This window comes from Staphylococcus sp. FSL K6-3157 (assembly GCF_038005145.1).
GTDB classification, from domain to species: Bacteria; Bacillota; Bacilli; order Staphylococcales; family Staphylococcaceae; genus Staphylococcus; species Staphylococcus equorum.
In genome coordinates this window covers 169,561-196,008 of sequence record NZ_JBBOSM010000001.1, presented here as the reverse complement: position 1 = coordinate 196,008, position 26,448 = coordinate 169,561, and the positions used below count along the sequence as shown (strand labels likewise).

Annotated in this window: 25 protein-coding genes; 9 read left to right on the top strand and 16 right to left on the bottom strand. The window is 34.9% G+C overall.

The genetic code is table 11. The features are described from left to right. The first annotated feature begins 8 nt into the window (after window positions 1-8). Both rbsD and rbsK read left to right on the top strand, forming a co-directional pair. Window positions 9-413 carry a D-ribose pyranase gene (gene rbsD, locus MHB47_RS00860; protein WP_021338943.1) on the top strand — a complete coding sequence of 135 codons (405 nt, stop codon included), beginning with the start codon at window positions 9-11 and terminating at the stop codon, window positions 411-413. Window positions 414-433: 20 nt separating this feature from the next. Beyond that, complete coding sequence (rbsK, locus tag MHB47_RS00855) at window positions 434-1,348, top strand: ribokinase (RefSeq protein ID WP_021338944.1); 915 nt, start codon at window positions 434-436, stop codon at window positions 1,346-1,348. Between the two features lie 95 nt (window positions 1,349-1,443). Here rbsK and MHB47_RS00850 read toward each other — a convergent pair whose 3' ends face one another. After that, window positions 1,444-1,914: a peptide-methionine (S)-S-oxide reductase gene (locus tag MHB47_RS00850; RefSeq protein WP_340754370.1), complete on the bottom strand. Its 471-nt coding sequence runs from the start codon at window positions 1,912-1,914 to the stop codon at window positions 1,444-1,446. 153 nt (window positions 1,915-2,067) lie between these two features. Here MHB47_RS00850 and MHB47_RS00845 point away from each other — a divergent pair, with 153 nt between their 5' ends. Continuing rightward, window positions 2,068-2,286 (top strand): hypothetical protein, encoded by a 219-nt coding sequence (locus tag MHB47_RS00845; protein ID WP_002506421.1) that lies wholly within the window; start codon window positions 2,068-2,070, stop codon window positions 2,284-2,286. A gap of 355 nt (window positions 2,287-2,641) precedes the next feature. After that, entirely contained in the window at window positions 2,642-3,595 is a 954-nt protein-coding gene (gene trhO / locus MHB47_RS00840; protein ID WP_340754367.1) for an oxygen-dependent tRNA uridine(34) hydroxylase TrhO, read from the top strand. Between the two features lie 44 nt (window positions 3,596-3,639). Here the strand turns inward: trhO and MHB47_RS00835 are convergent, their stop codons facing one another. The 3 genes from MHB47_RS00835 to MHB47_RS00825 all read right to left on the bottom strand — a co-directional run bounded on the left by MHB47_RS00835 (window position 3,640) and on the right by MHB47_RS00825 (window position 5,733). Further along, on the bottom strand, window positions 3,640-4,353 hold the full coding sequence (locus tag MHB47_RS00835; RefSeq protein WP_340757253.1) for an HAD family hydrolase: 714 nt from the start codon (window positions 4,351-4,353) through the stop codon (window positions 3,640-3,642). A gap of 98 nt (window positions 4,354-4,451) precedes the next feature. Beyond that, window positions 4,452-4,871 (bottom strand): hypothetical protein, encoded by a 420-nt coding sequence (locus tag MHB47_RS00830; RefSeq protein ID WP_340754366.1) that lies wholly within the window; start codon window positions 4,869-4,871, stop codon window positions 4,452-4,454. 151 nt (window positions 4,872-5,022) lie between these two features. After that, on the bottom strand, window positions 5,023-5,733 hold the full coding sequence (locus MHB47_RS00825) for a transglycosylase family protein (RefSeq protein ID WP_340754363.1): 711 nt from the start codon (window positions 5,731-5,733) through the stop codon (window positions 5,023-5,025). A 511-nt stretch (window positions 5,734-6,244) separates the two neighbouring features. Here MHB47_RS00825 and MHB47_RS00820 point away from each other — a divergent pair. Next, window positions 6,245-6,913, top strand: coding sequence for an RluA family pseudouridine synthase (locus MHB47_RS00820; RefSeq protein ID WP_340754361.1), 669 nt, complete (start codon window positions 6,245-6,247; stop codon window positions 6,911-6,913). Window positions 6,914-7,108: 195 nt separating this feature from the next. Here MHB47_RS00820 and MHB47_RS00815 read toward each other — a convergent pair whose 3' ends face one another. Together MHB47_RS00815 and MHB47_RS00810 are read right to left on the bottom strand one after the other, a co-directional pair. Next, window positions 7,109-7,801 (bottom strand): transglycosylase family protein, encoded by a 693-nt coding sequence (locus MHB47_RS00815; RefSeq protein WP_340754359.1) that lies wholly within the window; start codon window positions 7,799-7,801, stop codon window positions 7,109-7,111. A gap of 465 nt (window positions 7,802-8,266) precedes the next feature. Then, the gene (locus MHB47_RS00810; protein ID WP_340754357.1) at window positions 8,267-8,776 is read right to left on the bottom strand and encodes a YfiT family bacillithiol transferase; all 510 of its coding nucleotides are present in this window, start codon (window positions 8,774-8,776) and stop codon (window positions 8,267-8,269) included. Between the two features lie 255 nt (window positions 8,777-9,031). On the opposite strand from MHB47_RS00810, the gene MHB47_RS00805 reads away from it, so the two are divergent. Beyond that, a complete protein-coding gene (locus MHB47_RS00805; protein ID WP_340754355.1) occupies window positions 9,032-10,558 on the top strand; it encodes an SLC13 family permease in 1,527 nt (508 codons plus the stop codon). A 92-nt stretch (window positions 10,559-10,650) separates the two neighbouring features. Here the strand turns inward: MHB47_RS00805 and MHB47_RS00800 are convergent, their stop codons facing one another. After that, a complete protein-coding gene (locus tag MHB47_RS00800) occupies window positions 10,651-11,721 on the bottom strand; it encodes a M20 family metallopeptidase (RefSeq protein ID WP_340754353.1) in 1,071 nt (356 codons plus the stop codon). A gap of 224 nt (window positions 11,722-11,945) precedes the next feature. Between MHB47_RS00800 and MHB47_RS00795 the strand changes: the two genes are divergently transcribed. The 3 genes from MHB47_RS00795 to MHB47_RS00785 are packed head-to-tail and all read left to right on the top strand — an operon-like array spanning window position 11,946 to window position 15,601. Beyond that, window positions 11,946-13,385 (top strand): NAD-dependent succinate-semialdehyde dehydrogenase, encoded by a 1,440-nt coding sequence (locus tag MHB47_RS00795; protein ID WP_340754351.1) that lies wholly within the window; start codon window positions 11,946-11,948, stop codon window positions 13,383-13,385. A gap of 21 nt (window positions 13,386-13,406) precedes the next feature. After that, on the top strand, window positions 13,407-14,807 hold the full coding sequence (locus tag MHB47_RS00790; protein ID WP_340754349.1) for a glutamine synthetase family protein: 1,401 nt from the start codon (window positions 13,407-13,409) through the stop codon (window positions 14,805-14,807). Between the two features lie 26 nt (window positions 14,808-14,833). Next, window positions 14,834-15,601, top strand: a complete 768-nt coding sequence (locus MHB47_RS00785; RefSeq protein WP_021338955.1) for an SDR family NAD(P)-dependent oxidoreductase — start codon at window positions 14,834-14,836, stop codon at window positions 15,599-15,601. Window positions 15,602-16,007: 406 nt separating this feature from the next. On the opposite strand, the gene eutH is transcribed toward MHB47_RS00785, so the two are convergent. From eutH to MHB47_RS00740, 9 genes are all read right to left on the bottom strand, one after another. Beyond that, on the bottom strand, window positions 16,008-17,243 hold the full coding sequence (gene eutH / locus MHB47_RS00780) for an ethanolamine utilization protein EutH (RefSeq protein WP_340754347.1): 1,236 nt from the start codon (window positions 17,241-17,243) through the stop codon (window positions 16,008-16,010). A gap of 106 nt (window positions 17,244-17,349) precedes the next feature. Beyond that, window positions 17,350-17,916: an ANTAR domain-containing response regulator gene (locus tag MHB47_RS00775; RefSeq protein ID WP_340754344.1), complete on the bottom strand. Its 567-nt coding sequence runs from the start codon at window positions 17,914-17,916 to the stop codon at window positions 17,350-17,352. Between the two features lies 1 nt (window position 17,917). Further along, the gene (locus MHB47_RS00770; protein ID WP_340754342.1) at window positions 17,918-19,375 is read right to left on the bottom strand and encodes a sensor histidine kinase; all 1,458 of its coding nucleotides are present in this window, start codon (window positions 19,373-19,375) and stop codon (window positions 17,918-17,920) included. A gap of 247 nt (window positions 19,376-19,622) precedes the next feature. Further along, window positions 19,623-21,056, bottom strand: coding sequence for an aldehyde dehydrogenase (gene aldA / locus MHB47_RS00765; protein ID WP_340754341.1), 1,434 nt, complete (start codon window positions 21,054-21,056; stop codon window positions 19,623-19,625). Continuing rightward, window positions 21,053-22,399 (bottom strand): MFS transporter, encoded by a 1,347-nt coding sequence (locus tag MHB47_RS00760; RefSeq protein WP_340754339.1) that lies wholly within the window; start codon window positions 22,397-22,399, stop codon window positions 21,053-21,055. Before MHB47_RS00760 ends, aldA begins: the two co-directional genes overlap by 4 nt. Before the next feature lie 21 nt (window positions 22,400-22,420). Then, window positions 22,421-22,735 (bottom strand): L-rhamnose mutarotase, encoded by a 315-nt coding sequence (rhaM, locus tag MHB47_RS00755; RefSeq protein ID WP_340754337.1) that lies wholly within the window; start codon window positions 22,733-22,735, stop codon window positions 22,421-22,423. Beyond that, window positions 22,736-23,566 (bottom strand): rhamnulose-1-phosphate aldolase, encoded by an 831-nt coding sequence (gene rhaD / locus MHB47_RS00750; RefSeq protein ID WP_340754335.1) that lies wholly within the window; start codon window positions 23,564-23,566, stop codon window positions 22,736-22,738. It lies immediately after the preceding gene. Next, window positions 23,567-24,826, bottom strand: a complete 1,260-nt coding sequence (gene rhaA / locus MHB47_RS00745) for an L-rhamnose isomerase (RefSeq protein WP_340754333.1) — start codon at window positions 24,824-24,826, stop codon at window positions 23,567-23,569. It abuts the gene before it with no gap. Then, window positions 24,813-26,279 carry a rhamnulokinase gene (locus MHB47_RS00740; RefSeq protein ID WP_340754331.1) on the bottom strand — a complete coding sequence of 489 codons (1,467 nt, stop codon included), beginning with the start codon at window positions 26,277-26,279 and terminating at the stop codon, window positions 24,813-24,815. The genes rhaA and MHB47_RS00740 overlap by 14 nt, the downstream gene beginning before the upstream one ends. Between the last annotated feature and the right edge of the window lie 169 nt (window positions 26,280-26,448).

Sequence of the window (26,448 nt, the reverse complement as noted above, 5' to 3'; positions counted from 1 at the left end):
ATTTAATTATGAAAAAAACAAAGGTTTTAAATAGTCATGTATCACATGCAATTGCAACATTAGGGCATTTTGATTTAATAACAATTAATGATGCGGGTATGCCAATTCCAAATGACGAACGTCGTATTGATTTAGCGATTACTAAAGATTTACCACGCTTTATTGATGTTTTAGAGAACGTTTTATCAGAAGTTGAAGTTCAAAAAATATTTCTTGCAGAAGAAATCAAAACACAAAACGCTGAACAACTTAAACAAATTAAATCATTGATAGGTGACAATGTAGAAATTTCATTTATTCCACATGAAGAAATGAAACAAAATTTAAATCATTCACTAACAAAAGCTAATATTCGCACAGGGGAAACGACACCATTTTCAAATATTGCACTTGAATCTAACGTGACATTTTAAAGAAAAAAGGAGAATATACTATGACAAATAAAGTTGTAATTATTGGTTCTACCAATGTAGATAAAATTTTAAACGTAGACCGTTTTGTTAAACCAGGAGAAACATTACATCTTCAAAATGCTCAAAAAATTTATGGTGGCGGTAAAGGCGCAAATCAAGCACTTGCAACTGCTCGCTCAAATGCCCAAACAACTTTTATTTCTAAGATTGGAACTGAAGGAGACGCAGATTTCATGTTAGAAGATTTTGAAGAAGCGCATATGAATACAGACTACATCATGACAACAGATACTGCCCAAACAGGCCAAGCATTCATAACAATTGATGCCAATGGACAAAATACAATTTTAGTTTATGGTGGCGCAAATATGGAATTAAATGATACAGATGTAAATAAAGCAGCCGACGCAATTGCAGAAGCAGATTATATTATTGCTCAACTTGAAGTGCCTGTTCCTGCGATTATTAGCGCTTTTAAAATCGCACGTGAAAACAATGTCACTACTATTTTAAATCCAGCTCCTGCAAGTGAATTATCTAAAGATTTACTGACTTTAACTGACATTATTGTGCCAAACGAAACAGAAGCAGAATTATTAAGTGGTATCGCAGTTACAGATCGTGCATCAATGCATCAAAACGCCGAATACTTTTTATCTTTAGGCATGAAAGTTGTCATTATCACACTTGGCGAGCAAGGTACTTATTACGCGACAGCAAATTCTGCTGGTTTAATACCTTCGTTTAAAGTAAAAGCGATTGATACAACAGCAGCAGGTGACACTTTTATCGGTGCATTTGCAAGCCGTCTCAATATGACAGACTTTAATATAGAAGAAAGTATTACTTACGCAAATAAAGCAGCTTCGCTTACAGTCCAAGTTGAAGGTGCTCAAAAATCAATTCCATTAGAACAAGATGTGTTAAAAGCTTAAAGATAAACTACTTATTTAATACATCATGAGATAGTTCATAATCACTGCTCATAAACAAAGGCGGTTCTCACTAATCTGAGAGCCGCCTTGTTTATTTATTTATATTTATTTACGAGTGCTTTAGGAAGATGACAGTAATCATCAGGGAATCTTGTTAATCTATCTTGATTTTCTTCTGCACTTTTCACGTAATTTGTCAGTGGTAATACTTCTGTTGCAATCAGATAATGGTCTTCAATTGCGTCTATAAATGCTTGCGCCTCTTTTAAATGCTTGGCATCTTCACTGTATAATCCTGTTCTATATCTCAAGCCAACATCTTCACCTTGCTTGTTTACGCTATAAGGATCAATAATTTCAAATAGATATCCCATTAAGTCTGTAACTGTCACTTTTGCTGGATCAAATGTTGTCTTAATGACTTCTACATATCCATCATATTCTCCATCGAGTGTATCTGTAATACCGTTTGCCCTACCGCCTTCTGTGTCTACTACACCAGGTAAAGTTTTAACAAAGGCTTGTACACCCCATAGACATCCGCCTGCCAAGTATACCGTTTCCATTTACATCTCTCCCTTTTCAACTAACAATTATCAATTCAGTATAGTAATAACCACGTTCATTTGCAATTACTTATAGTTTAGCGTTTTCAAAGGTGTATGATTGATTTTTTGTCAAAAGGGAAAATATTAAAGTAGTATACAAGGAGGAATTACATGCCTAAAGTTGAAGAAAGAATGTTAGAAGATATCGAAGAAAAACCTTCAAGATCACAAAGCGATTTAAGCTCTGAAAAGGAAATGCAGCAAAATGCCTTTGAAAGATTAGGCAAAGACGTCGTAATCATCGAAACTTTAGCAATTATGAACATTATTTTTGCTATAAGTACAATTGGCTTAGTGACTGCACTTGTTTGCACAAATAAGAAGAAATAAGTTCATCATAGCTGCTTCTAAATTTTAAGAAGTATAAAATGAATGCTATATACCTATGCTCTTTTCATGGTTTTCACTATTAAAGTGACGGCTTTGAGAAGAGCATTTTTATTTTTCTATTTCTTCAAATGTACTTTTCATATATAATGAAAATATTGCACTAATTTAAATTAATAAATTGAATATTATCCCTTTTTTGTTATAATGCAATAAGGAGAATTTTGTTCTTTTACTCGAAATAATGAGTAAGTAAATTATAAATGAAGCATCACGTTGCTTCAATACAACCAACCACTTCAACCATAAATTTTATATTAATAATAATGAAAAGAATAGATTAGAGGAGAATCGAATTATGGATTATAGAGTATTATTGTATTATAAATATACAACACTTGATGACCCCGAAACTTTCGCTACGGAGCATTTAGATTTTTGTAAGAATTTAGAACTTAAGGGCCGTATTTTAGTATCTACAGAAGGTATCAATGGTACTGTATCTGGGACAGTCGAAGCTACTGATAAATATATGGAACAGTTGAAATCAGATGAAAGATTTAAAGGGATTACTTTTAAAGTTGATGAAGCTGAAGGACATGCTTTCAAAAAAATGCACGTACGTCCAAGAGAAGAAATTGTTGCACTAGATTTAGAAGATGACGTTGACCCAAGAGAATTAACAGGAAATTACTTATCACCACAAGAATTTAGAGAAGCTTTATTAGCTGATGATACTGTAGTCATTGATGCAAGAAATGATTACGAATACGATTTAGGTCATTTCCGTGGTTCAGTTCGCCCTGATATCACGAGATTTAGAGACCTACCTGATTGGATTAAAGAAAATAAAGAGCAATTCATGGACAAAAAAATTGTCACTTATTGTACTGGCGGTATCCGCTGTGAAAAATTCTCTGGTTACTTATTAAAAGAAGGCTTTGAGGATGTTGGTCAACTTGAAGGCGGCATTGCTACTTACGGTAAAGATCCGGAAGTAAAAGGTGAATTATGGGACGGTAAAATGTATGTCTTTGATGAACGTATTAGTGTAGAAGTTAACCAAGTAGATAAAACAGTTGTGGGCAAAGAATGGTTCGATGGTACGCCATGCGAACGTTATATCAACTGTAGCAATCCAGAATGTAACAAACAAATTCTTGTTTCTGAAGAAAATGAAGAACGTTATTTAGGTGCTTGTACACACGAATGTGCAACTCACGAAAATAATCGTTATGTAAAAAAACATGACATTAGCGAAGAAGAAAAAGCAGCACGCTTGGAAAACTTCAAAAATCTTGTAAGCCAATAAATAATATAAAACACTGTTATGCATGATGCATAACAGTGTTTTATTTATCGTTTCACTCGTGTTATCAAACTTTCTACTAACCCTTCTATACTACTATTAATAACTTCTATATTTTTGTCATTTATGTTTTTGTCACCATTAAACCAAATTGGTTTCATGCCTACATTAAGTGAACCAGAAACATCATTTTCCCAAGAATCTCCTACATATATTGTATGCTCAGGTTTGATATTTAGCATATGAGTCACTTTTAAAAAAGCAGCACTATCAGGCTTTTCACTTCCAATATCTTCAGATATAAATATATTATTTTCAAAAACCTTATTTAATTCTAAACGCGCTATCTTAGTCGTTTGTTCTAAATTTTTCCCGTTAGTTAATATACCTATATTCACCCATTTTTTTAATTCATTAAGGTGATCATTTAATATTATATTAGGTTTAATATGTTGAATAATAATGTCAAAAAATGCTAAGAAATATTCATGAGCTCCTTTCGTTGTAATATTTTTCTTAAAATATTTTAAGCTTTCAATTAATCGTAGTTGCCTGAGTTCATCTAAAGTTATCTCTCCTCGACTATGTTTCAACCAAAATTTTTTATCATAATAAGTGTAAATTTTGAGGAATTCATTATATGCAATATCTTCTGCATATCCAGAATCGTTGAAAATTTGTTTATTCGCAATTAACCATAAATCATTGAAAGGAAATAAAGTATTATCTAAATCAAATAATACTAATTCTGCATTTTTAATTAAAAACCCCTCCTTAAGAGTAATTAACGTCGTTACATAATAATTATAAAGCGACTTTTCACTTTTACTGTATTAAGTTTTCAACAAAATTATGAATTTTAAAACCTTCTCGTCATAAACTTAATCCCTTTATGCGTACAAACTAAAAATAGAATATGTGCAATGATCCAACAGATATACCCCATGAATTGGAATTGAAAAACAGGGTTAATTGCCATATAAATCAGCAATGGATACAGTGCTAAAAATGAAAACATGACACAAATTAACGCGATATAATAATAATCCCCTAACTTTTTATAAATAAAATAGAGTAAAGCATAAAGTAAAATTGTAATGCCTACATGAATTAAAAATTCCATAACAATATTTGAAGCATTGTCATCTATTAAAAAATCTATATTCAGTAATAATGCTGTTAAGTGCATCGATTTAAGTAAATCGAAAAATAAAGTAGTCAAAAATAATATAATTGCTAACGTCAATGCTACGATTAAATGTGCTAAAAGTTTTTTCATAATATCATATTATTCCCTTACACCCATTAGTTAATCAACTTTCAAAATAAATTTATTTACATATAAAAATCCCTGCCTCTACATGTGTAGAAACAGGGATTAGTTTATTCACTTAACTATATTTAATTTTAATTAGACATTACTGCTTATATTATGCAGTAACCCATTGTGAAGCACCTTCAGATTCGTAAAGATCCATTGCTGCTTGATCTTGTACTGATTCTGGAGCTTCAGTTGGTGATTGACCTTGGTATTCTTCAGGTGCTACTGAATCCCAAGTACTTTGTAAGAATTGGTATTTACCTGCTGCACCTGATGAAGGGTTAACAGCTTTAAGGTCGCCACCTGATTCACGTTCAGCAATTCCTTTTAAGTGATCATTAACTTCTACAGATGAACCACTTGAAGCCTCACTTGAGCTAGACTTATTTGAACTTTCTGAAGATTGAGTTGAAGCTGCTTCTTGTTGTGGTTGTTGAGTTTCTTCAGTTTGTGGAGCTGATTGTTCAGTTGGTTGCTCAGCAGTTGCTTGTTGTGCTTGCTCTTGTTGTGGTTGAGCTTGTTGTTGACCACTATTAGTTGAAGCTTGCTCTGATGAACCATTTGAACCTTCACCATAGCTCCAAGTAAAGTTTGTACCATCTGATTGGAAGTTATAATTTACGCCATCTTGAGTAAAGTTATGATTATATGAACCCTCTTGTACGGGTGCTTGATTTAATTGTTCAGAGTTTGATTGAGCTTGTTGCGCTAATTGTGCTTGGTCTACGTTTTGTTCTGAAGCGTCAGCTGAATTTCCTGCTGCTGCTCCTGTTACGCCTAATCCTACTGCTAAAGTTGATGCAATTACTGTTTTTTTCATTATTAATAATCCTCCTAAGAGATAATTTCTATTTTATAGTTTTAAAATTAATTCGTAATTTCAATCATCGCTAAGACGATTTACTTTCCTCAATTAATTTACAAGACCTACTGTAACATCTATAAATAGCTCGTGGGTTACAGTGAAGTTAAAAAAACAATCGACTTTTTACACTCCCATTACACTAAAAATCTTAATAATTTCCAGAAAATTCAACCAAAATCCTCTCATGATAGTTCATAAATAGAATACTTGGCTTTACCTCTATGTAATCTCTATGTAATTAGTGTGACAACGGTGTATCTTTACACCAATAGTATACAGTTACTTTTTACTTCGATTTATTTTTATTTCCCGTTATTTAAAATACATTATTTTTTATTTCTATAATATATTTATGTCATTGAATTTATTCTACAATATGATAATATACTATGTTGATATATTTTTAATTATTTTTTAATATTGCGTACTAACTATGTAAAGCATTATATCGATTTGGAGGAGTTCAATGTTGATCAATGTCCTTTATGAGGATAATCATTTACTTATGGTCGAAAAACCTATTAATATACCAGTACAGGCTGATGACTCAAAAGATGAAGATTTATTATCTATGTTAAAAGATTACATTAAAGAAAAATATAATAAACCAGGAAAGGTTTACCTTGGTTTAGTACATCGTCTCGACAGACCAGTCGGTGGTGCTATGGTTTTTGCCAAAACATCTAAAGCTGCGTCTCGTTTATCAAATGAACTAAGAAAACAAAACTTTGATAGAACATATTTAGCGGTTGTTCATGGTGCTCCTGCAAAAAAACAAGGTGAATTTAAAGATTATCTCTGGAAAGATCGGAATAAAAACATCGTACATGTGGTAGATTCAAGGAAAAAAGAAGCAAAGCAAGCCATCTTAGACTACAAGATGATTCATAATGCTGAAAAGAAAAGTTTAGTCGAAGTACAATTACGAACTGGACGCTCACATCAAATTAGAGTGCAATTTGCGAATCAAAACTTACCATTATATGGTGACCAAAAATATGGACAACATATGAATAAACCTGGTCAACAAATTGCTTTATGGGCATCGCACCTTAGCGTAAAACATCCGACTAAAGATGAAATTATATCTGTAGAATCAATCCCAAGCGAAGGCATCTGGTCACGTTATTTGTAATACTTGCATTGCATTCATACTACGCTTGCATTTCCTCGGAAATATTTTAATAACAAAAACAAGCACGATTTAGATACTAATCTAAATCGTGCTTGTTTTATTTATCTCAAATTATTTATTAAATCAAAAAACCTGCTTCTATATTGTAGAAACAGGTTTTGAATACTTTATTTAACTGATTAATTACTGACTAAATTATGCAGTAACCCATTGTGAAGCGCCTGCAGTGTTGTAAAGTTTAACTGCTGCTGCATCTTGTACTGATTCAGGTGCTTCTGTTGGAGATACACCTTGGTAAGCTGCTGGAGCTACTGAATCCCAAGTACTTTGTAAGAATTGGTATTTACCTGCTGCACCTGATGATGGGTTAACAGCTTTAAGATCGCCACCTGATTCACGTTGAGCGATTGCTTGTAAATGAGAGTTAACATTTACTGATGAACCACTTGAAGCTTCACTTGATTCTTTTGAAGTAGATTCTTGTTGTGGTTGTTGAGTTGCTTCAGTTTTTGGTGCTTCTTGCTGAGCTGGTTCAGCCGCTTGTTCAGCTGGCGCTGATTGTTGTGCTGGCTCAGCTGCTTGTTCAGCTGGTGCTTCTTGTTGAGCAGGTGCCTCAGTTGAACCTTCAGTTGATCCTCCACCAAAGCTCCAGCTAAAGTTTGTACCATCTGATTCGAAGCTATAGTCTGTACCGTTATGATTAAAGTCTATGTCATATGAACCATCTTGAACAGGTGCTTCATTTAATTGCTCTGGATTTGATTGAGCTAATTGCGCTAATTGTGCTTGGTCTACGTTTTGTTCTGAAGCGTCAGCTGAATTTCCTGCTGCTGCTCCTGTTACGCCTAATCCTACTGCTAAAGTTGATGCGATTACTGTTTTTTTCATTATTAATAAATCCTCCCAGAAAGATAATTTTCATTTTTTATTTTATGCGATTGAATTTCAATTATTTAATTAAAAAATAATTTACTGCTTCAACCAACTCACAAATAATACTATAACATCCATAAAATGTTTGTAGGTTACAGTCAAATTAAAATATACGCATGTTCATTACATCTAAATTACATTGAAAAAGTGACTCATAATGACTAAAAAGTGAATAAAAGCTTTGATGAGCGTCTGTAAACAGCTTAATTTAGAATATAAACACGTAATATTTATGTAATTTGTTTGTCAATTGTGTACAATTCCACCTTGTTTTCCCATTTGCAATTTATTGAAAATCCTACTTGCACCCTTTTTAAGAGTTATTTTACTATAGTTCTATATAAATCATACAAAATAGCTAGATAACAAATTAAAAAAGCCATTCAAATTTTCATAATTTGAACGACTTTCTAGATTCTACTATTTAGATAGTGCTATTTTAATATGTGCTAAGTGATGTTCTTCATGCCAAGATAGTTTTGCTATCTTTTTAGCTACCGTTATCTCGCCACTATCTTTTAACGTAAATGTTTGTGCTAATTGATCTTCATTTAAATTGTTAGCTACCGCTACGATACGCTCGTTCATGCCTTCTAGCATCTTAATCGAGCTTTCGATAGGTAAGTCGTTATCCGGCAACATCACCCATTCATCTTGAATAAACGCTGGTACGGTCGGATTGTTATCCGTGAGTGCTAACTTCAAACGCTGATACATATTTAATTGAGAGTCAGCAATATGATGTACAAGTTGACGTACTGTCCAACTCCCTGCACGATACTTTGCATTCAACGCTTCATCATCTAGCGAGTCTACAGTCTCTCTTAAGCGTTCAGTATAACCTTCTATTTCTTTCGCCCACTTTTGTATATCATCTAATGTTACATTATCTGGAACTTCTAATTCTCCTATTGGAAATCTTACATCCATTTAATCACCTTATTATCATTTATTTAAATTCACGCACATTATCTCTACATCATTATTATTCTCTGTTTCTTTAAAATTAAACATTTTATAAAATGCACACAATTTTTCAGTCATTATAATGTAGGTTCTCATCCTCTTCTTTATATTTCTTACTTAACTAAAGGCATTTTTATGAACTTTTTAATATTATAGTGAGCACGTTTTACTGATTTGATATTATAAAATTGAAAAATTAAGAAAAGGAGCATTTTAAAGATGAAACAACATTCAGCAAAGAATAAAAACACCACATTTAAACCGCTTTGGCTAATCATCAGTGTGCTTGCGCTTGTGATTATCATGCTATTACCAACGCCAGACACCTTACCTTTCATGGCTAAAAGTGCATTAGCTATCTTACTATTCGCCGTTATCTTATGGGTAACTGAAGCAGTCACTTACCCTGTATCAGCAGCGATGATTGTCGGTTTGATTATCTTGCTCTTAGGATTTAGTCCCGTACAAAATTTAACCGAGTCTCTAGGTAATCCACAAGCAAGCGGTAAAGTTTTAGAAGGGAGTAGTTTATTCGGTACGACTAACGCATTGAAACTCGCTTTTAGTGGATTCTCATCTACTGCCATTGCACTGGTAGCTGCAGCACTATTTTTAGCTACCGCAATGCAAATTACAAATCTACATAAGCGTCTCGCACTCATCGTTCTTTCTATGGTAGGTAATAAGACCAACCGCATCATTATCGGTACAATTATTGTTGCCATTTTTCTAGCTTTCTTTGTACCTTCAGCAACTGCGCGTGCTGGGGCAGTTATTCCTATTTTGTTAGGGATGGTTACTGCTTTTGGCATTTCTAAAAATAGTAAACTTGCTGCTTTACTTGTCATTACGGCGGTACAAGCTGTGTCTATTTGGAACGTAGGTATTAAAACGGCAGCCGCTCAAAATATCGTTGCCATCAATTTTATTAATGATCAATTAGGAATAGATATTTCATGGGGTCAATGGTTTCTTTATGCTGGTCCGTGGTCTATCTTGATGTCTATTGCACTTTATTTCATTATGCTAAAAGTAATGCCACCAGAGGTACACGAAATATCTGGAGGCAAGCAACTGATCAAAAAACAATTACATGAAATGGGTCCTATCACTGCTAAAGAATGGCGTCTCATTGCTATTTCAATTGCATTACTTTTACTTTGGTCTACAGAAAAAGTGCTACATCCGATTGATTCATCTTCTATTATTTTATTAGCGCTAGCAATCATGTTAACCCCTAAAATTGGTATTATGACATGGAAAGAAGCTGAGTCTCGCATTCCATGGGGTACGATTATTGTATTTGGTGTGGGTATCTCCTTAGGTAATGTGTTATTAAAAACAACTGCTGCGCAATGGCTAAGTGATCAAACCTTTGGGCTTATCGGCCTTGAATACTATCCATTAGTGATGACGATTGCTTTAATTTCTTTGTTTAATATATTAATTCATTTAGGTTTTGCAAGTGCCACAAGCTTGGCATCTGCATTAATTCCAGTATTTATTTCACTCACAATGACATTAGATTTAGGAGAGCAGTCTATGGCCTTTGTGCTCATACAACAATTTGTAATTAGCTTTGGCTTCTTACTTCCTGTTAGTTCACCACAATCTATGTTGGCATATGGTACAGAAACATTTACTGTTAAAGATTTCTTGAAAACAGGTATTCCAATCACCGTTATTGGTTACTTACTTATCGTATTATTTAGTTTTACTTACTGGCAATGGATAGGTTTCATTTAAACACTTTTAGTTATCTAAAAAAGCGAACGCACAATGATTAAAATTGAGCGTTCGCTTATATTTTAGTATCTATTTCAACCACTTGCCTGTTTCTAATTAAACGTTTTTCCAAAACCTACAATGATATCTTTATATTGATCTAATGAGTCTACTACGGCATATTCACCATCTCCATGCCACGCATCACCAGAAGGTCCGAATTCAATTGCTGGCACATCAAATCTTGAAAAGTATCTTGTATCTGCAAAGCCATGCTGTCCAAAAATATTGGCTTCTTGATTGCCAGTTACAGATTTAATTTCTTTTACAAGATGTTGAATATAAGGATTATCTATTTCATTTTTCACACTCGGACCTGACATATGCACAGCTATTTCATCATCTGTAACACCTTTAATTTGTTCTAGAATGTCATCTTTATCCTGGTTAGGTAAATAACGAATATCAACTGAAAGCGTACATGTATCTGGTACTTTGTTATAAACCTCACCACCAGAAATTTTAGCGAGATTGATCGAAGGGCCATCAAAAATATCTGTAGATTGTTTCGCAAACGGCAAGTCAATTATTTTTTCGTATACTTCATAGGCTTTTATAATGGCATTGTCACCTTCCCAAGGTCTACTACCATGTGCTGACTTACCATTTAATTGAATGTCAAATTGTAAAAGGCCTTTAGATTGATAGCCAATTCCAATTTGCGTTGGTTCAGCACAAATCACAAAATCACCTAAATAGCCTTGCTCTGTTAAATACGCAGAACAGTTATGACCACCAATTTCCTCATCTGTAACTAATTGAAGTTGAACGCTGGCATCACCTAAATCAGCATCTTGAAGTTCAGTCATTGCAACCATAAATGAAGCGACACCTGCTTTCATATCAGCAGAACCGCGTCCATAAATTTTGCCATGTTTAATTTCAGGGTCAAATTGTGCTTCTTTCCCACTCACCACATCAACATGCCCATTTAGAATGAGTCGCTTACTACCTTCGCCTACATTACAAATAAGCATCTTATAATCATTGTTCGTTATAATTTCAGATTTGAGCCCCTGTTCTTCTAACCACTGTTTACAATAATCAATGGTTTCATTTGCAACTTCTTGATTAGAACTATCAAAAGTAATTAATTTTTGTAATAAATCCAACGTTTTGCCCATTCAATCTACCCCCTATGCTTATTTGTGCAAAGTATAGTATATTATCTGAATATTGACAAGATTTAAAAATTTTAGTAACATTTGATTAACACGAAATTGAAAAGGGTTTCAATAATATGATTTTAGTTTTGTCCAAGTGAATAACAACTAAGCAAAGGCGCTTATATCTCAATTAACAAAAATTGAGTATATAGGCGTCTTTTTGCGTATTAAGGGGAGATTATATGACACGTAATTTAAATTATAACTGGGTAAACGGTGAAAAAGTTGAAACAGACAATACCATCGCCGTCGTTAACCCAGCAAATGGAAACTCCATTGGCAAAGTACCAAGTGTAACTGAGGACATCGTACAACAAGCAATTGATAGTGCGTCCACTGCTTTTGAAACATGGTCGAATTATACTGCTGAAACAAGGCAAGGCTATTTAGAACAATGGGCAGTCAATTTATTAAATAAACAAGAAGCACTCGCAACGATTATGAGTGAAGAACAAGGTAAACCTTACGCAGAAGCTTTTGGTGAAGTCGGAGTTTGTGCTAAATTCATTCGTTGGTTTGCTGAAGAAGGGAAACGTATTTATGGTGAAGTCATTCCACCTTCATCAGAGAATCAACGCATCTCAGTCACGAAACAACCTGTAGGCGTTTGTGGATTGATTACACCATGGAATTTCCCTGGCGCAATGGTTGCACGTAAAGTGGCACCTGCATTAGCTGCTGGATGTACTGTCATCGTCAAACCATCAAGTGAAACACCAAGAATTGCAATTGCGATTTTCGACGAATTAATGGCAACTGGCATTGATAAAGGAGTCGCAAATATTGTTACTGGTAGTTCTTCAGTCATTTCAGACAAACTATTTGAGGACAAACGTGTTAGAAAAATGTCATTCACAGGTTCAACGCCAATTGGCAAGAAATTAATGAGCAAAGCTTCTGATCAAGTCAAACGCATCTCACTCGAACTCGGAGGCAATGCACCAGCAATTGTGTTACCGGATGCCGATTTAGATAACGCTGCAGACGCGATCGTTGATAACAAGTTCGAAAATAGCGGTCAAATGTGTAATGGTATCAACGTTGTACTTGTACACAAAGATGTTAAAGCAGAGATGACACAAAAAATTATCGACCGTGTAAAAACTATCAAAGTCGGCCCAGGTGATCAAGAGGATACGCAAGTAGGACCGCTCATTAATCAAAAAGCGATTGATAAAGTTGAACACTTAGTCGCAGATGCTAAAAAACAAGGTGCTCAAGTTGAAACTGGCGGAGATAAAGCTGACATTTCTACATCAAGTCTTTTCTATCAACCTACTGTCATAACGGGAGTTGAACGAACGATGGCTATTGCACAGGAAGAAATATTTGGCCCTGTCGCACCGATTATTACATTCGAAGATGAAGATGAAGCGATTGATATTGCAAATGCTTCACCATATGGTTTAGCTGCTTACTTCTTTTCTAATAATATTAATACGGTTTATAAAATCAGTGAAAAATTAGAATTTGGCATGATTGGTGTTAACGGTACGCAATTAAGTGTCCCTCAAGCACCATTTGGCGGTATTAAAGAAAGTGGAATGGGACGTGAAGGCAGTCACTTTGGATTAGATGGGTTCTTAGAATTGAAATATATTTCATTATCTTTACTTAAATAAACTAATAAGGGGTTGTCATATATGAATAACAATATTAAAGGCAAAAAAGTAACTGGCGATATTACAAAGGAACAATTACTTGAATTAGTTAAATCTGATGATATCGATACACTCATCATGGGCTTTTGTGACATGCAAGGCCGTTTGATGGGGAAACGAATCACGGGTGATTTCATTTTAGAAAATGATATATCTGATGGTACACATTTCTGTAACTACTTGTTAGGTACAAACTTTGAAATGGATACGAACGATAATTTTGAATTTATGAACTGGGACAAAGGCTATGGTGATTATTTAGCTGTACCTGACTTGAATACGTTAAAAGTCGTGCCTTGGTTAGAACACACTGCGATGGTCTTTTGTGATGTGTATGCCGTAGATGGCAGTGAACCGATTGCAATTGCGCCGCGTAACATTCTCAAACAACAAATTGATAAAGCAGAAGCACAAGGCTTGTCACCACATATGGCAAGTGAACTTGAATTCTACTTATTCAATAATTCATTTGAAGATATTTCGAAACAAGGATACGACAATTTAGAAGCTGCCGGTCATTTAAATGAAGATTATAACTTATTGCAAGGTAGTAAGAATGAACCGATTTATCAAGAAATTAGAAATCAAATGCACTTAATGGGCATTACTATCGAATCTTCAAAAGGTGAAGCGTATAAAGGACAACACGAAATCAACTTAAAATACTCAGACGCCTTAGATGCTGCTGATCAACATATTATGTTCAAACATGGTATGAAAGAAATCTGTATCCAAAATGATAAATCCGTAACATTCATGGCTAAACCTTACGAAGCATGGACAGGTTCAAGCGGTCATATTCATTTAAGTATGATGAAAAAAGGCACGAAAACGAATGCTTTCTATGCAGGTGATGACGCAGAAGAACCAAAATCTGAAACGATGAAACATTTCTTAGCAGGTATCATTAAATTCACGAGAGATTTTTCATTAATGTTTGCGCCTTACGTAAACTCTTATAAACGTTTTGCGCCTAACTCATGGGCACCGGTAAGTATCGCATGGAGCCAAGACAATCGTTCTGCTGGCTACCGTGTTGTAGGAGAACAAAATGCATTACGCTTTGAATCACGTATTTCAGGTGCAGATATGAATCCATACTTAGCTTACTCTGCTTTAATTGGTGCTGGTTTATATGGTATCGAAAATAAAATCGAACTTACTGATGAACTCGTTGGTAATGCTTATGAACAAGATCATATCGACCGTATCCCATCATCGTTACACGAGGCTATCTTAACTTGGAAAAATAGTGATGTTGTGACAAAAGTCCTTGGTGAAGATGTTGCGAATCATTATTTAGAAGCTGCACAATCAGAACAGAATGACTTCGATTCTTTCGTAACAACTTGGGAACGTTCACGTTACTTTGAACAAAGCTAAATATATTACTGAGGAGGAAAACGATTATGAGATTACAAGACAAAGTATGTATTATTACAGGTGCTGGCGGTGGCATGGGTAAAGTAGCTGCACAAATGTTTGCAAATGAAGGCGGTAAAATCGCAGTATTCGAGAGAGATGAACAAGCCGGTCAAGAGACTGTGAAGGCAATCACAGATAACGGTGGAGAAGCTTCTTTTTTCAAAGTAGATATAGCTAATGAAGCCAATGTTAAAAGTGCGGTTGCTGATACAGTTGAAACTTATGGAAAAATTGATGTGCTTTATAATAATGCTGGCGTCATGCCAGAAGCAGATAATTCTGTCGTCAATACAAGCGAAGACGTATGGGATTTAGTCATGAATATAAATGTTAAAGGTATTTTCTTTATGACGAAATATGTGATTCCTGAAATGGAGAAAAACAATTCTGGATCTATCATTAATATAGCTTCATTTGTTGCTGAAATGGGTTGCTCAGTACCTCAAGATGCGTACACCGCTTCAAAAGGTGCAGTCGTATCTTTAACGAAATCATTAGCAATTCAATTCCGTCCTAAAGGCATTCGCACAAATGCAATCAGCCCTGGTCCAATTGAAACACCCTTATTAATGGAATGGTTAGTTGCAGATGAAGAAGCTAAAAATGCGAGATTAAACAGACAACCTACTGGAAGATTTGGCAAACCAGAAGATATTGTCAACGCCGCGTTATACTTAGCGTCAGATGAATCGGATTGGACAAACGGTGCAAACATGAACGTAGACGGCGGTATCACTGCAAACTACTTCTAATACCTCTCTACAGAATCAGCCTTTAAGGAAGCAGGAACACGAAATCAAATTCTACATTTTGATTTCATATTCCCGCTTCCTTTTACTGTGTTCTAAATAAATTTCATGACGTGTTTCTTCTATTGTATATAGTTATATAACTGGACCATTTTTGTAAAGCGCTGACGCCTATGGGAATAGTTTGAGTCTGTAAAACAAATAATATCTCAACTCTATTGCTATATTGGCAAAGATGACGAAATCTTATTAGAAAAATTAGATTTCTGCCCCGCTCCCATACCTCAGGCAAGCATACTCCTTTAAAATTGGATTATTTTAACTTTAAAACACCAATCCATTAAAAAATAATAGATTGGTGTTTTAAAATTGAGACTGAGATATTTATGACCCATCCCTGTTTTTTAGTTTATTTATCTAAATATTCATGCTCTCCAATGATGCCGGCACGTCTATCAATTTCTTCCAATTTTCTCGCTTTCGGTATACATAGAATATAAGCAAAGCATATGGCTATAACACCTGCACTCAATTTACCAATTAATACAGCTGGTATGAGCGTCGGCTGGAAATTTGCCGTATATGACAAATGGTCACCCAATAAGAATGCACCACAGACACCGAATGCGATATTTAACACTTTATCTTTAGGTGGCATATCTCTTACTAACTTAAGCATTGCTAGAATATTAGCAATCGTAGCGATAAACCCAGCACTACCCACTTCACTGAGTCCTACTTTACTCCCAACACTATGCAGACCTTTAGAGAAGTACTTACGTATTAAATAAACCATTGGAAATGCACCCGATAACATGATAGCAATATTCCCTGCGTTCTCTAATGCCCTAAAGTTATCTTCACTATCTGCCATAATTGGATCAAATCCCCAAACACCAAAAACTGTTGTAAATAATCCTGTAAATATTTCTACTACTGAAAATACAAAGACCAATTTAATACAAGAATCTAGTATTTTACCAAAGACAATAAATATCTTAATCATAATATCTGAGAAGAAATACAGCCCTATGGCCGTTACTACTACAAAAATAATTAACGGTAATAAGTTGATAAACACAGTGGACAAGCTAATTTGGAACACATGTGTTGCTGCACTCGTTGTATCAATCACTGTACGTATTTTTGTATGACTGAATAAAATAATTACCGTGGAAATAAATACACCAAAAGGAATGGCCAACAAACCTGATAGAATACCTAAAGCCATGTATTTATGATCTCGTTTATCCAACATCGGGAGACCAAGCGGGATTGTGAAGACGATTGTGGCACCAGCCATGAAGCCAACAATCATTGCCATAATCCAACCTTCATAACCATCCTTTAATACATCTGCGAGTTGATATCCCCCCATATCTGTCGCGAGTATTGATGTTGCAGCTATAGCGGGATCCGCACCAATTTTATCAAAAAGTGGTCCAAAGAATTTTTCTATAAACTGCGATATGAATGGAATAGAAGCCATAATACCTGCTGAGTTAGCAAAGATAGGTCCAATGGTATAAATTCCTTCCATAAATTCCTTCCCTATACCTTCATTCGCATTCCGAATTGCACCAAAAGCACCTAACACTGCACATACCATAATAATGTAAATAATCACTGTACCAATATGTTCCATGATAGTTTCCCCCATTTTATGAGCTATAAAAAAACAAAAAGGTGCCTATTTGATTAATTCAAATAAGCACCTTTGCTTGATTATATTCACTTGTATTGTAATGCTATTACCCCAATTGTTTAATGATTGCTGAAGCTTCTTTTTCAATAGTTATTTGGTTATCCATACTGTTTCTCCTAAGCTTTTGATAAGCTGCTTCTTCCGTTAAATCAAGTTGCTTCATTAGTAAGCCTTTTGCCTTTTCTATACGTTTCCGATGTTCCATTTGCAAACGTGTATCACTCACTTCTTGCTTGAGTTTACCCATACTATCTGATTGCGACATTGCAATTTCAATAGCTGGCAGCAATTGTGACTCAGATATAGGTTTAACGATATAACCTACGATATTTTGTTGCTTAGCTTCTTCAACGTACTCACAATGACTATATGCTGTCAGGATAAGTATCGGAATATCATGTTTCTTACCAATAATTTTACTGGCTTTTAAACCATTCAACTTTGGCATTTTAATATCCATGACAATCAAATCTGGCCGAAATTGATCTGCGGCTTCAATTGCTTTTTCTCCATTGCCTACTTCTGCGACGACATTGTAGTTTGCTTCCCCAAGCATTTCTACTATATCCATTCGGACAATTGCTTCATCTTCAACTACCATAATAGATTTCATTTCAATCCACCCCTTTGTGTTGAAACTCAACTTTACCTATTGTTCCAATTGAATTACGGTCAATGTTAAATGTACCTTCTAAATCATTTTCTGCTATAGTAGTAACAATTTTCAAACCAAATGATGGTTGAAAGGCACTCTCTTCTTCACCCGTATCTTGAACTTCAAGCTTTACGGTATCAGATTCTGTATCGTACGCTAACACTACACTTATGATACCCTCAGTCTGATTGTTGAAAGCATGTGTTAAGCAATTCGTAATTAATTCATTCGCAATCAACGCCACAGAGACTGCAATATTAGATACTAAATTAATATGTTCATCTGTCTGATATGTGATATGTAAGGTTTTATTCGATGATTCGTTATAAACGACCATATTACCTATCTTTTTAATCAATTTATCGATATTCACCGTATCTGTCGATGATTCATCTAGAATGACTTCATATACAGAAGCGATACTTAGTATACGATTTAAACTTTCTTGGAAATATTTTTCACTACCATTTGGCAAACCGCGTCTCATCTGTAAGCGCAGTAAACTGGCAACGGTTTGTAAATTATTCTTCACACGGTGATGTACTTCTCTAATTGCTACAGATTTAGAAATGAGTTCGCGTTCCTTTTCTTTCAAATCTGTAATATCTTTCAATAGTATTAAATGACCTGTCATTACGCCTTCTTCAAGTAACTGAATACATTTCACTTGAAAGTAGTGTCCTTTAAGCTCGCGTTCTTCAATTGTGATAACACGACCATCTGTAAGCATGTCTTTAATGCTCGGGAACAGCGTTACGAAATTCAATCCCGCTTCACAATTGACGTCTACTAAATCTCTAACCATTGTCTCACCGGCTAAATTATAGTAGCGAATATCTAATGCGTTATCTAAATCAAATAAACTTTCTTCAATCATATCCGGTACAAAAATTGGGTTATCACTATTTTGCGAGACGATATCACTTAATGTTGTTGTCGCCTGCGTCAAAGCTCTTAAACGTTTTTCTTCCATTACTTTGTTGCTTACATCTATTTCCATAATCAGCGTTCCAACAATGACATCTTCCAATTTAATTGGTGTAACACTTTGTTCTACGACTTTACCTTCTTGAGTGATTGCACGATGTTGTGCAAATTCATCTCCTTCCAACACTTGGAATACAGCGGGTTCAAATTTTTCATACACATTTTCACCAATGACTGAACCTTGGTATAAACCTTCGTCATTTGTAGGTATGGCCTCCGCTACTACTATAACTTCTCCATCTTTTTTAGTAGGACAATCAATAAACACATTCGCCCTATTTAAATCAGCAATCATTTGTAAATGATCAGATACTTCTACGATATGTTGTATAGCCTGTGGTGTTAAACTTGTATGCGTTTTACATAAATTTTTCACTTCGTTGATAGTCATCATTCCAAACATAGTTTTGCGAATATTTAGATTTCTCATATATATAACTACCATTATGAAATTTTGACGATTATATGTCAATGTAAAATGAGATAATTTAAAAATTTATAGTAATTTTTCATCATTATTGCGTAGTCTCGATTATTCTACCTCGCACTTTTATATAGTTAATATATGTGTTGCTTTAAAGTTCCTATAATTAAAACGGAGCAGAATAGAAATCAAAATTTGATTTCATATCCCGCCCCCACAAGACTCTCTATAAACAAGCTCGGTTGTAAATTATTTATGCATCTAACTGCATATATACGATATGTGTTCTTAAATATTCTTCTAAGCCATGCTTACCGTCTGCTCCACCAATACCTGACTGTTTTACGCCTGCATGGAAACCTTGAATTGCTTCAAAGTTTTCTCTATTTATATATGTTTCACCGAATTCTAATTTTTCTACTGCTGTAAATGCTTTTTGGATACTCTCTGTATAGATAGAAGATGTTAAGCCGTACTTACTGTCATTTGCTAATTCAATTGCTTCTTCAAAAGTATCAAATTCAACAATTGGCAATACGGGTCCAAAGACTTCTTCTTGAACAATATCCATACTATTTTCACATTTTGTGATGATTGTAGCTGGATAGAAGTAACCTTGTTGTTCAGGTATTTCTCCGCCACATTTAATTACGCCGCCTTGTGCTTCAGCTTTTTTAACATGGTTATGCACATGCTCTTGAGCCTGTTTATTAATTAAAGGGCCCATGTCGTAATTATGTTCTAACGTATTACCAAAACGAACTTCGCTCATTTTTTGAGCTAATCGTTGTGTGAATTTTTCACTTATACTGGAATGTACATACACTCGTTCAGCGCAGTTACACACTTGACCCGTATTAATAATACGAGAATCTATAATATATTGAACTGCTTTATCTAAATTAGCATCTTCTAAGACAATTGCCGGTGCTTTACCACCCAGTTCTAAATTAACTTTAGTTACATTTTTACTTGCAGCTTCCATTACTTTTTTACCTGCTGAGACACTACCAGTAATAGAAACGAGTGCGACTTTACTATTACTCGCAAGCTCATTACCCACCACGCTACCTTCACCGTTCACTAAATTAAACACACCAGGTGGTAAGCCAACTGAATCTAAAATCTCAGTGAATATTTGCGCATTTATAGGTGTTTCTTCTGAAGGTTTAACTACAATTGTATTTCCAGTAATAAGTGCTGGCGCTGTTTTGCGTGCGATTAAGAAGAACGGGAAGTTCCATGGCAAAATACCTGTAGTAACCCCGAGAGCTTTTTTGTACATTAGAATATGTTCCTTCTTACGATCACTCTGTATGATTTCTCCTTCATATCTTCTTGCCCATTCTGCCATATAATCTATATAATCTGCTGTAAAAAAGACTTCCGTGTTCGCTAAATCATATGTTTTACCACCTTCTTGCATAATCACTTTGGTAATTTCTTCACTTCGCTCACGAATACCTTCCGCAATTTTTTTAAGGTAGTTGCCTCGTTCAATTGCTGGCAATTCGCTCCATTTCGTTTGGGCTTTATCTGCGTAGTCGATAGCTTCTTTAGTGTCTTGTTCTGAACCTCTATATAATTTTGCAATCGTTTCTTCAGTTGCAGGATTTTTCACATCAATTGCATCTTCCAAGTTTCTTTCAACAAATGAACCGTTAATATAATCTTTAATATTCATCATATTTTACTCTCCCCTTCTTGAATCATGGTATTTGTTTCTGGTGTAATGTTTACGCTACTATTTGCACTTTCTCCATATCTTTCACGTTCAATTTGTTCTAACGTCTTACCTTGTGTCTTAGGAGTTAGTACAATGCCAATGACTGCATGAATAACTAAAAATGAAATCATAATGATTCCAGTAATTTTGAATCCAAGTGATGCTAAAATGGTAGGTAATACGAATGTATATACTGAGATTCCTGCTCGTACTATAAAATACATCAAGCCTTGCGCACCAGCACGATAACGTGTTGGAAATAGTTCACTTGTCCATAATGCATAAAAGGCTTGTGCACCTATACCTGCTGCTGAGCCCCATAATAAAACAAATAAAATTAGTGATATCCAATTCATAGGTGCAAAGGTCAATATGATCCAAGCTACAATCCCCATCGTTGCACCAATACTAAATAATAATCTTTGACTGATACGGTCCCCTAATTTCATAAATCCAAAGTAAGTCGTAATCACTGTACAAAGCCATAAAATCGCTTGTAAAATATTGGCTTGTGCACCGCTCAGACCACCGACGCTTTCATAAATGAAGGGCATAAAGTATCCCATTGCGCCAGACGTTAAATTCCAAAATAAATAAATTCCTATGAGTAATAACATTGCCTTTAAATTTACTGGATTAGTAAATAATTCTTTAAAAGCTGATGTCTTTTTAACATTAAATGAAGCTTCTCTTTGTTCTTTTTCCTTCTCTTCTTCCCAAATTTTAGATTCTTCCATACCTTGTCTAATCCACCACGTAATACCTGCGATGATAAACAAATGTAGAAAAATTAATCTTGAGCCTAATAATCCTAATGGCGCTAGCATAACTGCTAAAGTAAAAGTAATTGCTGGTCCAATAGACCATGCTAATTGTGCAGTTCCTACACGTTTTGCTCTTTCTTTTTCTGGCGCTTCTTCTGCAATATATGTCCAAGCTACAGGTACCCCTATACCTACAGCTATACCAACAATAATTGTACCTGTGAGTAACATTGATAAATTAACAGAAAGCATGATAATTAAAATACCTACCATGTACAATAATAGATCGTATTTAAAGATAAATTTTCTACCTAATTTATCTGTTAATGGACCACCGATTAATGCACCAATTGCTGCACCTATCGCGTTCGCACTTAACGCACTCAGTAACCCCATCTGCCAATTATCAATGTTCAAATATGCTTGCCATAATGATAAACTACTCGCCGCTGCAATAATTGAACCCGCTTCTATATAATTGGCCATCGCAACTGCAATTGTTGCAAGCCAGCCATTTGTCTTTTTAGGTTTTAAACTCATAACCTCATCCCCATTTTTTGTTTATTTCAAATAGAACATCTCTCTCAATTCAGTTGATTTAGGACTGTTATCTTCATTAACTTGCATGATATCTGACATGTAGTCCCACCATTTCCGACAAATCGGATTTTGTGCCATATTGTCATATGCCGTTTTATCGTTAACATCAAGCACTGCAAATAATTCTCCAGTGGCTTCATTCAGAAAAATACTGTAGTCATGCACGCCGCTCTCTTTTAATAACTGTTTCATTTCAGGCCATAGTTCATCGTGTCTACGTTTATATGCATCATAAGAATCTTCATTGACATACATCACCGTTGCGATTCGTGTCATCTATCTCACCTCAACCTCTAAGTAACCTTCTTTAGGTTCAACATTAAATCCTTGAGCTAACTCCCATAAATTCTCATCCGAAATCGTTTGTTTAATACCACCTTGTGCTTGCGCGTACGTATATACTTCAGCTGCTTTTTCAATGGTTTCAATCAGACCAAACACTTCGTCTAAATCATGCCCAGCTCCAAATACACCATGAAATGGCCAAATAACAGATCTTTGCTGTTTCATCTTTTCTGAAGTGAGTTGCCCTATTTGTTCTGTGCCAGGTACGACCCAAGGAATAATACCAATGGCATCTGGAAATACAACGAGACATTCCGTACACATTTTCCATAATGTTTTCGTAAATGCCTTTTCATCTAATTCATGTGTATACGTCATCGCAATCGTATGTGTGGCGTGACAGTGCATAATAACGCGGTGTGTAGCATCGACTTCCAATCGTTGGATATGATTCATTAAATGCGTTGGCAATTCACTTGTTGCTACTGCATCATTCACAAACCCCCATAAAATGTTATAGCTTTTACCATCTGCTGCAATTTTAATTAAACCTAATGCATCTTGTGGATCGTCTATAATATTTTTGAAGTATTTTCCCGTACCGGTGACAAGAATATATTTATCCGCTAATGGACGAACTTCAAATGGCAGACTTACGTTTCTTATATTTCTGCCATCTTCTGATAAATACGGTTGAACCTTGGCATCATCTAATATCCAAGATATGTTTCCTCCGTTACGTTCGTCCCAACCTTTGTGATACATCAAATGTGTAATCTTAGATAATTCTTTAACTGCGGGAGAATCTACAAAGTTTTCCAATTAAATTCCTCTTTCCTCTAAAATATTTTCTTCGTATTTTTTAATCGGCTCATACCAATCCAATCCTGGTTCAGCATCGTTTCTACTACAAAATTCATTCCATATCGCGCCAAACGGATACATCTTCATTTCTTCTTGTAACGCTAAACGTCTCGTGAAATCACCGCTTTGTTCAACTTCTTTTAATTCATTGATAGGATCTAATAATGCTTTAAGCAATGCTTTTTGCATATTTCTAGTACCAATAACCCATGCAGCCACTCTATTAATAGATGCGTCAAAGAAATCTAAACCAACTGTTGTAGTCTTAAGTAAATCGTTATAAATGAGTTCTTTGGCTATCTCATTCAATTCGTCATCCAATGTAACCACATGATCGCTATCCCATCTTACTGGTCTAGAAACATGTAAACTTAAACCTTTTGTAAATAAATTGAGTGCCGATAATTTGTTAGACACCACTTCTGTTGGATGATAATGTCCGGCGTCTAGTAATATTTGTTTATTTCTTGTTAAGGCATAACCCATATAAAATTCATGAGAACCCACAACATAACTTTCAGAACCAATACCAAACAATTTACTTTCTAATGTATCGATATTGTAGCTTTCATCTATTTCTTCTTTAAAAATTTCATCCAAACTCTCCATCAAACGTTTACGAGGTGTTAAACGATCTACTGGTGTGTCTTTATAACCGTCCGGAACCCAAATATTCGTTGTTGAAGGTTCTCCGAGTTCTTTACCAAAATATTCACCGATTTTTCTAGATTTTTTACAGTGTTCTATCCAAAAATCTCTAATTGATTTATCTGGATGTGCTAATGTGAACCCGTCTTCTGACTTCTCATGACTAAAGCATGTCGGGTTAAAATCTAATCCCAATTCATTTTCTTTTGCCCAATGAACCCAATTTTCAAAATGCTTTGGCTCTATTTCATCTAAATCGATTGCTTCTTCAGATTCGGCATAAATACCATGTAGATTAATTTTATGTTTTCCTGGAATATGTTTTAAAGCTTCTTCTAAATCACTTCTGAGTTCTGCTCCATTGCTTGCTTTACCTGGATGATTACCTGTAACTGATATGCCTCCTGATAATTCTTGATTGAAAAGGAAACCTTCTACGTCATCCCCTTGCCAGCAATGAATAGAAATTTTAATATCTTTTAATTTAGTTAAAGCTTTTTCTACATCAACGCCTAATGCCTCATATTGTGTTTTTGCTGCTTCAAATGCTTCTTTATTATACGTACTCATAATGAGTAACCCCCTTGAATGTCTTAATATCTTGATTTGCCATACGCTTCAATTCTGGTTTGGCTATCTTTCTCGTATCTGTAGAACCCTTAATTACTGCTCTAGCTTCTTGAATATTTTCAAACTCACCTGTGCCAATCATTGTTGCTGCTAAATTCCCATAAATTGTCGCTTCCGTTGGTCCCGCAATGACGTCACAATTTGTATACAAGGATGTGAGTTCATTTAAATAGTCATTGTTGGAACCACCGCCAACAATATTGATTACTTCGATTGGTTCTTTTGTTATTTCGTTTAACTCTTCTATGGAAATTGCATAAATTATTGCCAGATTCATATAAACGCTTTGAACAATTTCACCTAACGTTTGTGGCGCTGTTTGGTTCGTCTGAATACAGTAATTTTTAATTTCATCCACCATACAGTCAGGATTAATAAAGCGTTGATCGTTAAAGTCGATATAGACTTTAAAGTCTTGATGTTGTTTTGCTTCCTCTACCATTTCAGGAAATGTATAATTTTCGGGCCAATCTTTTCGAATGCGTTGTATAATCCACATACCTATAATGTTTTTTAAAAAGCGATAGGTGTGGTTCATACAGCGTTCATTAGAATATCCAAGTTCTAATGCTTTTTCAGTTACAATTGGGCTTTCTAATTCTTTACCTATTAATGACCAAGTACCACTTGATAAAAACGCCCATTTTTTTAATGCATCTCCAACAGAACCTAAAACAGCTGATGCGGTATCATGCGATGCTGTCGCATATACATGTGTCACAGGTAAATCATCCTGGATGTTTAAGTCTGCATTGATTTCGCCTATGTATGTACCAGGTTCAATCGTGTTTGGAAATTGTTCCTTATCTATTCCTATTGATGTCAGCAACTCCTGATCTAACGAATGATCATGCACTGAAAGTAATTGTGTCGTACTTAAATTAGTAATTTCATTTCTTTTCTCATGAGTAAGTAAATAATTTAAATAATCAGGAATAAGCAAAATATCATGTGCTTGATCTTTTAATGTGTGTGTCTCTTCAAACAATTGATAAATTGTATTAAAAGTTAAAAATTGAATTCCAGTTTTTTGAAAAATATCGTATTTGGAAACTTCGTTGAATAATTTACCCATCGTTGTATCCGTTCTTGAATCCCTATATGAAACGGCATTTTGTAAGCGCTTCCCTTTATGGTCTAAAAAAAGGTAGTCTACGCCCCACGTATCTATACTTAAACAACACTCTGTGATGCCCATAGCTTTCGCTTTTTTCAAAGAAACAATAATTTCTTCGAATAAATAGTCAACATCCCACACTTCCTGTTGATTCTGTGTTGTAAAACCATTGGCGAAACGATTGATTTCTTGTGTTTTAATCTGGTTATTGTCGATATTTGCTAAGATGGCTCTACCACTAGACGCCCCAATATCAACAGCTATATAATGCTTCAACTTATCACCTCTTTGGTTATGATTATAATCAAACAATCCACATAAATCAACATAAAACAAAATATTTCGATAATTAATGTGGTTTATGTGTTGTTTTCAGTCTTTTTTTGTGAGATTAAAAGCGGTTTTATGCTATAATGATGACAATATATATTTAGGAGAAATTTAT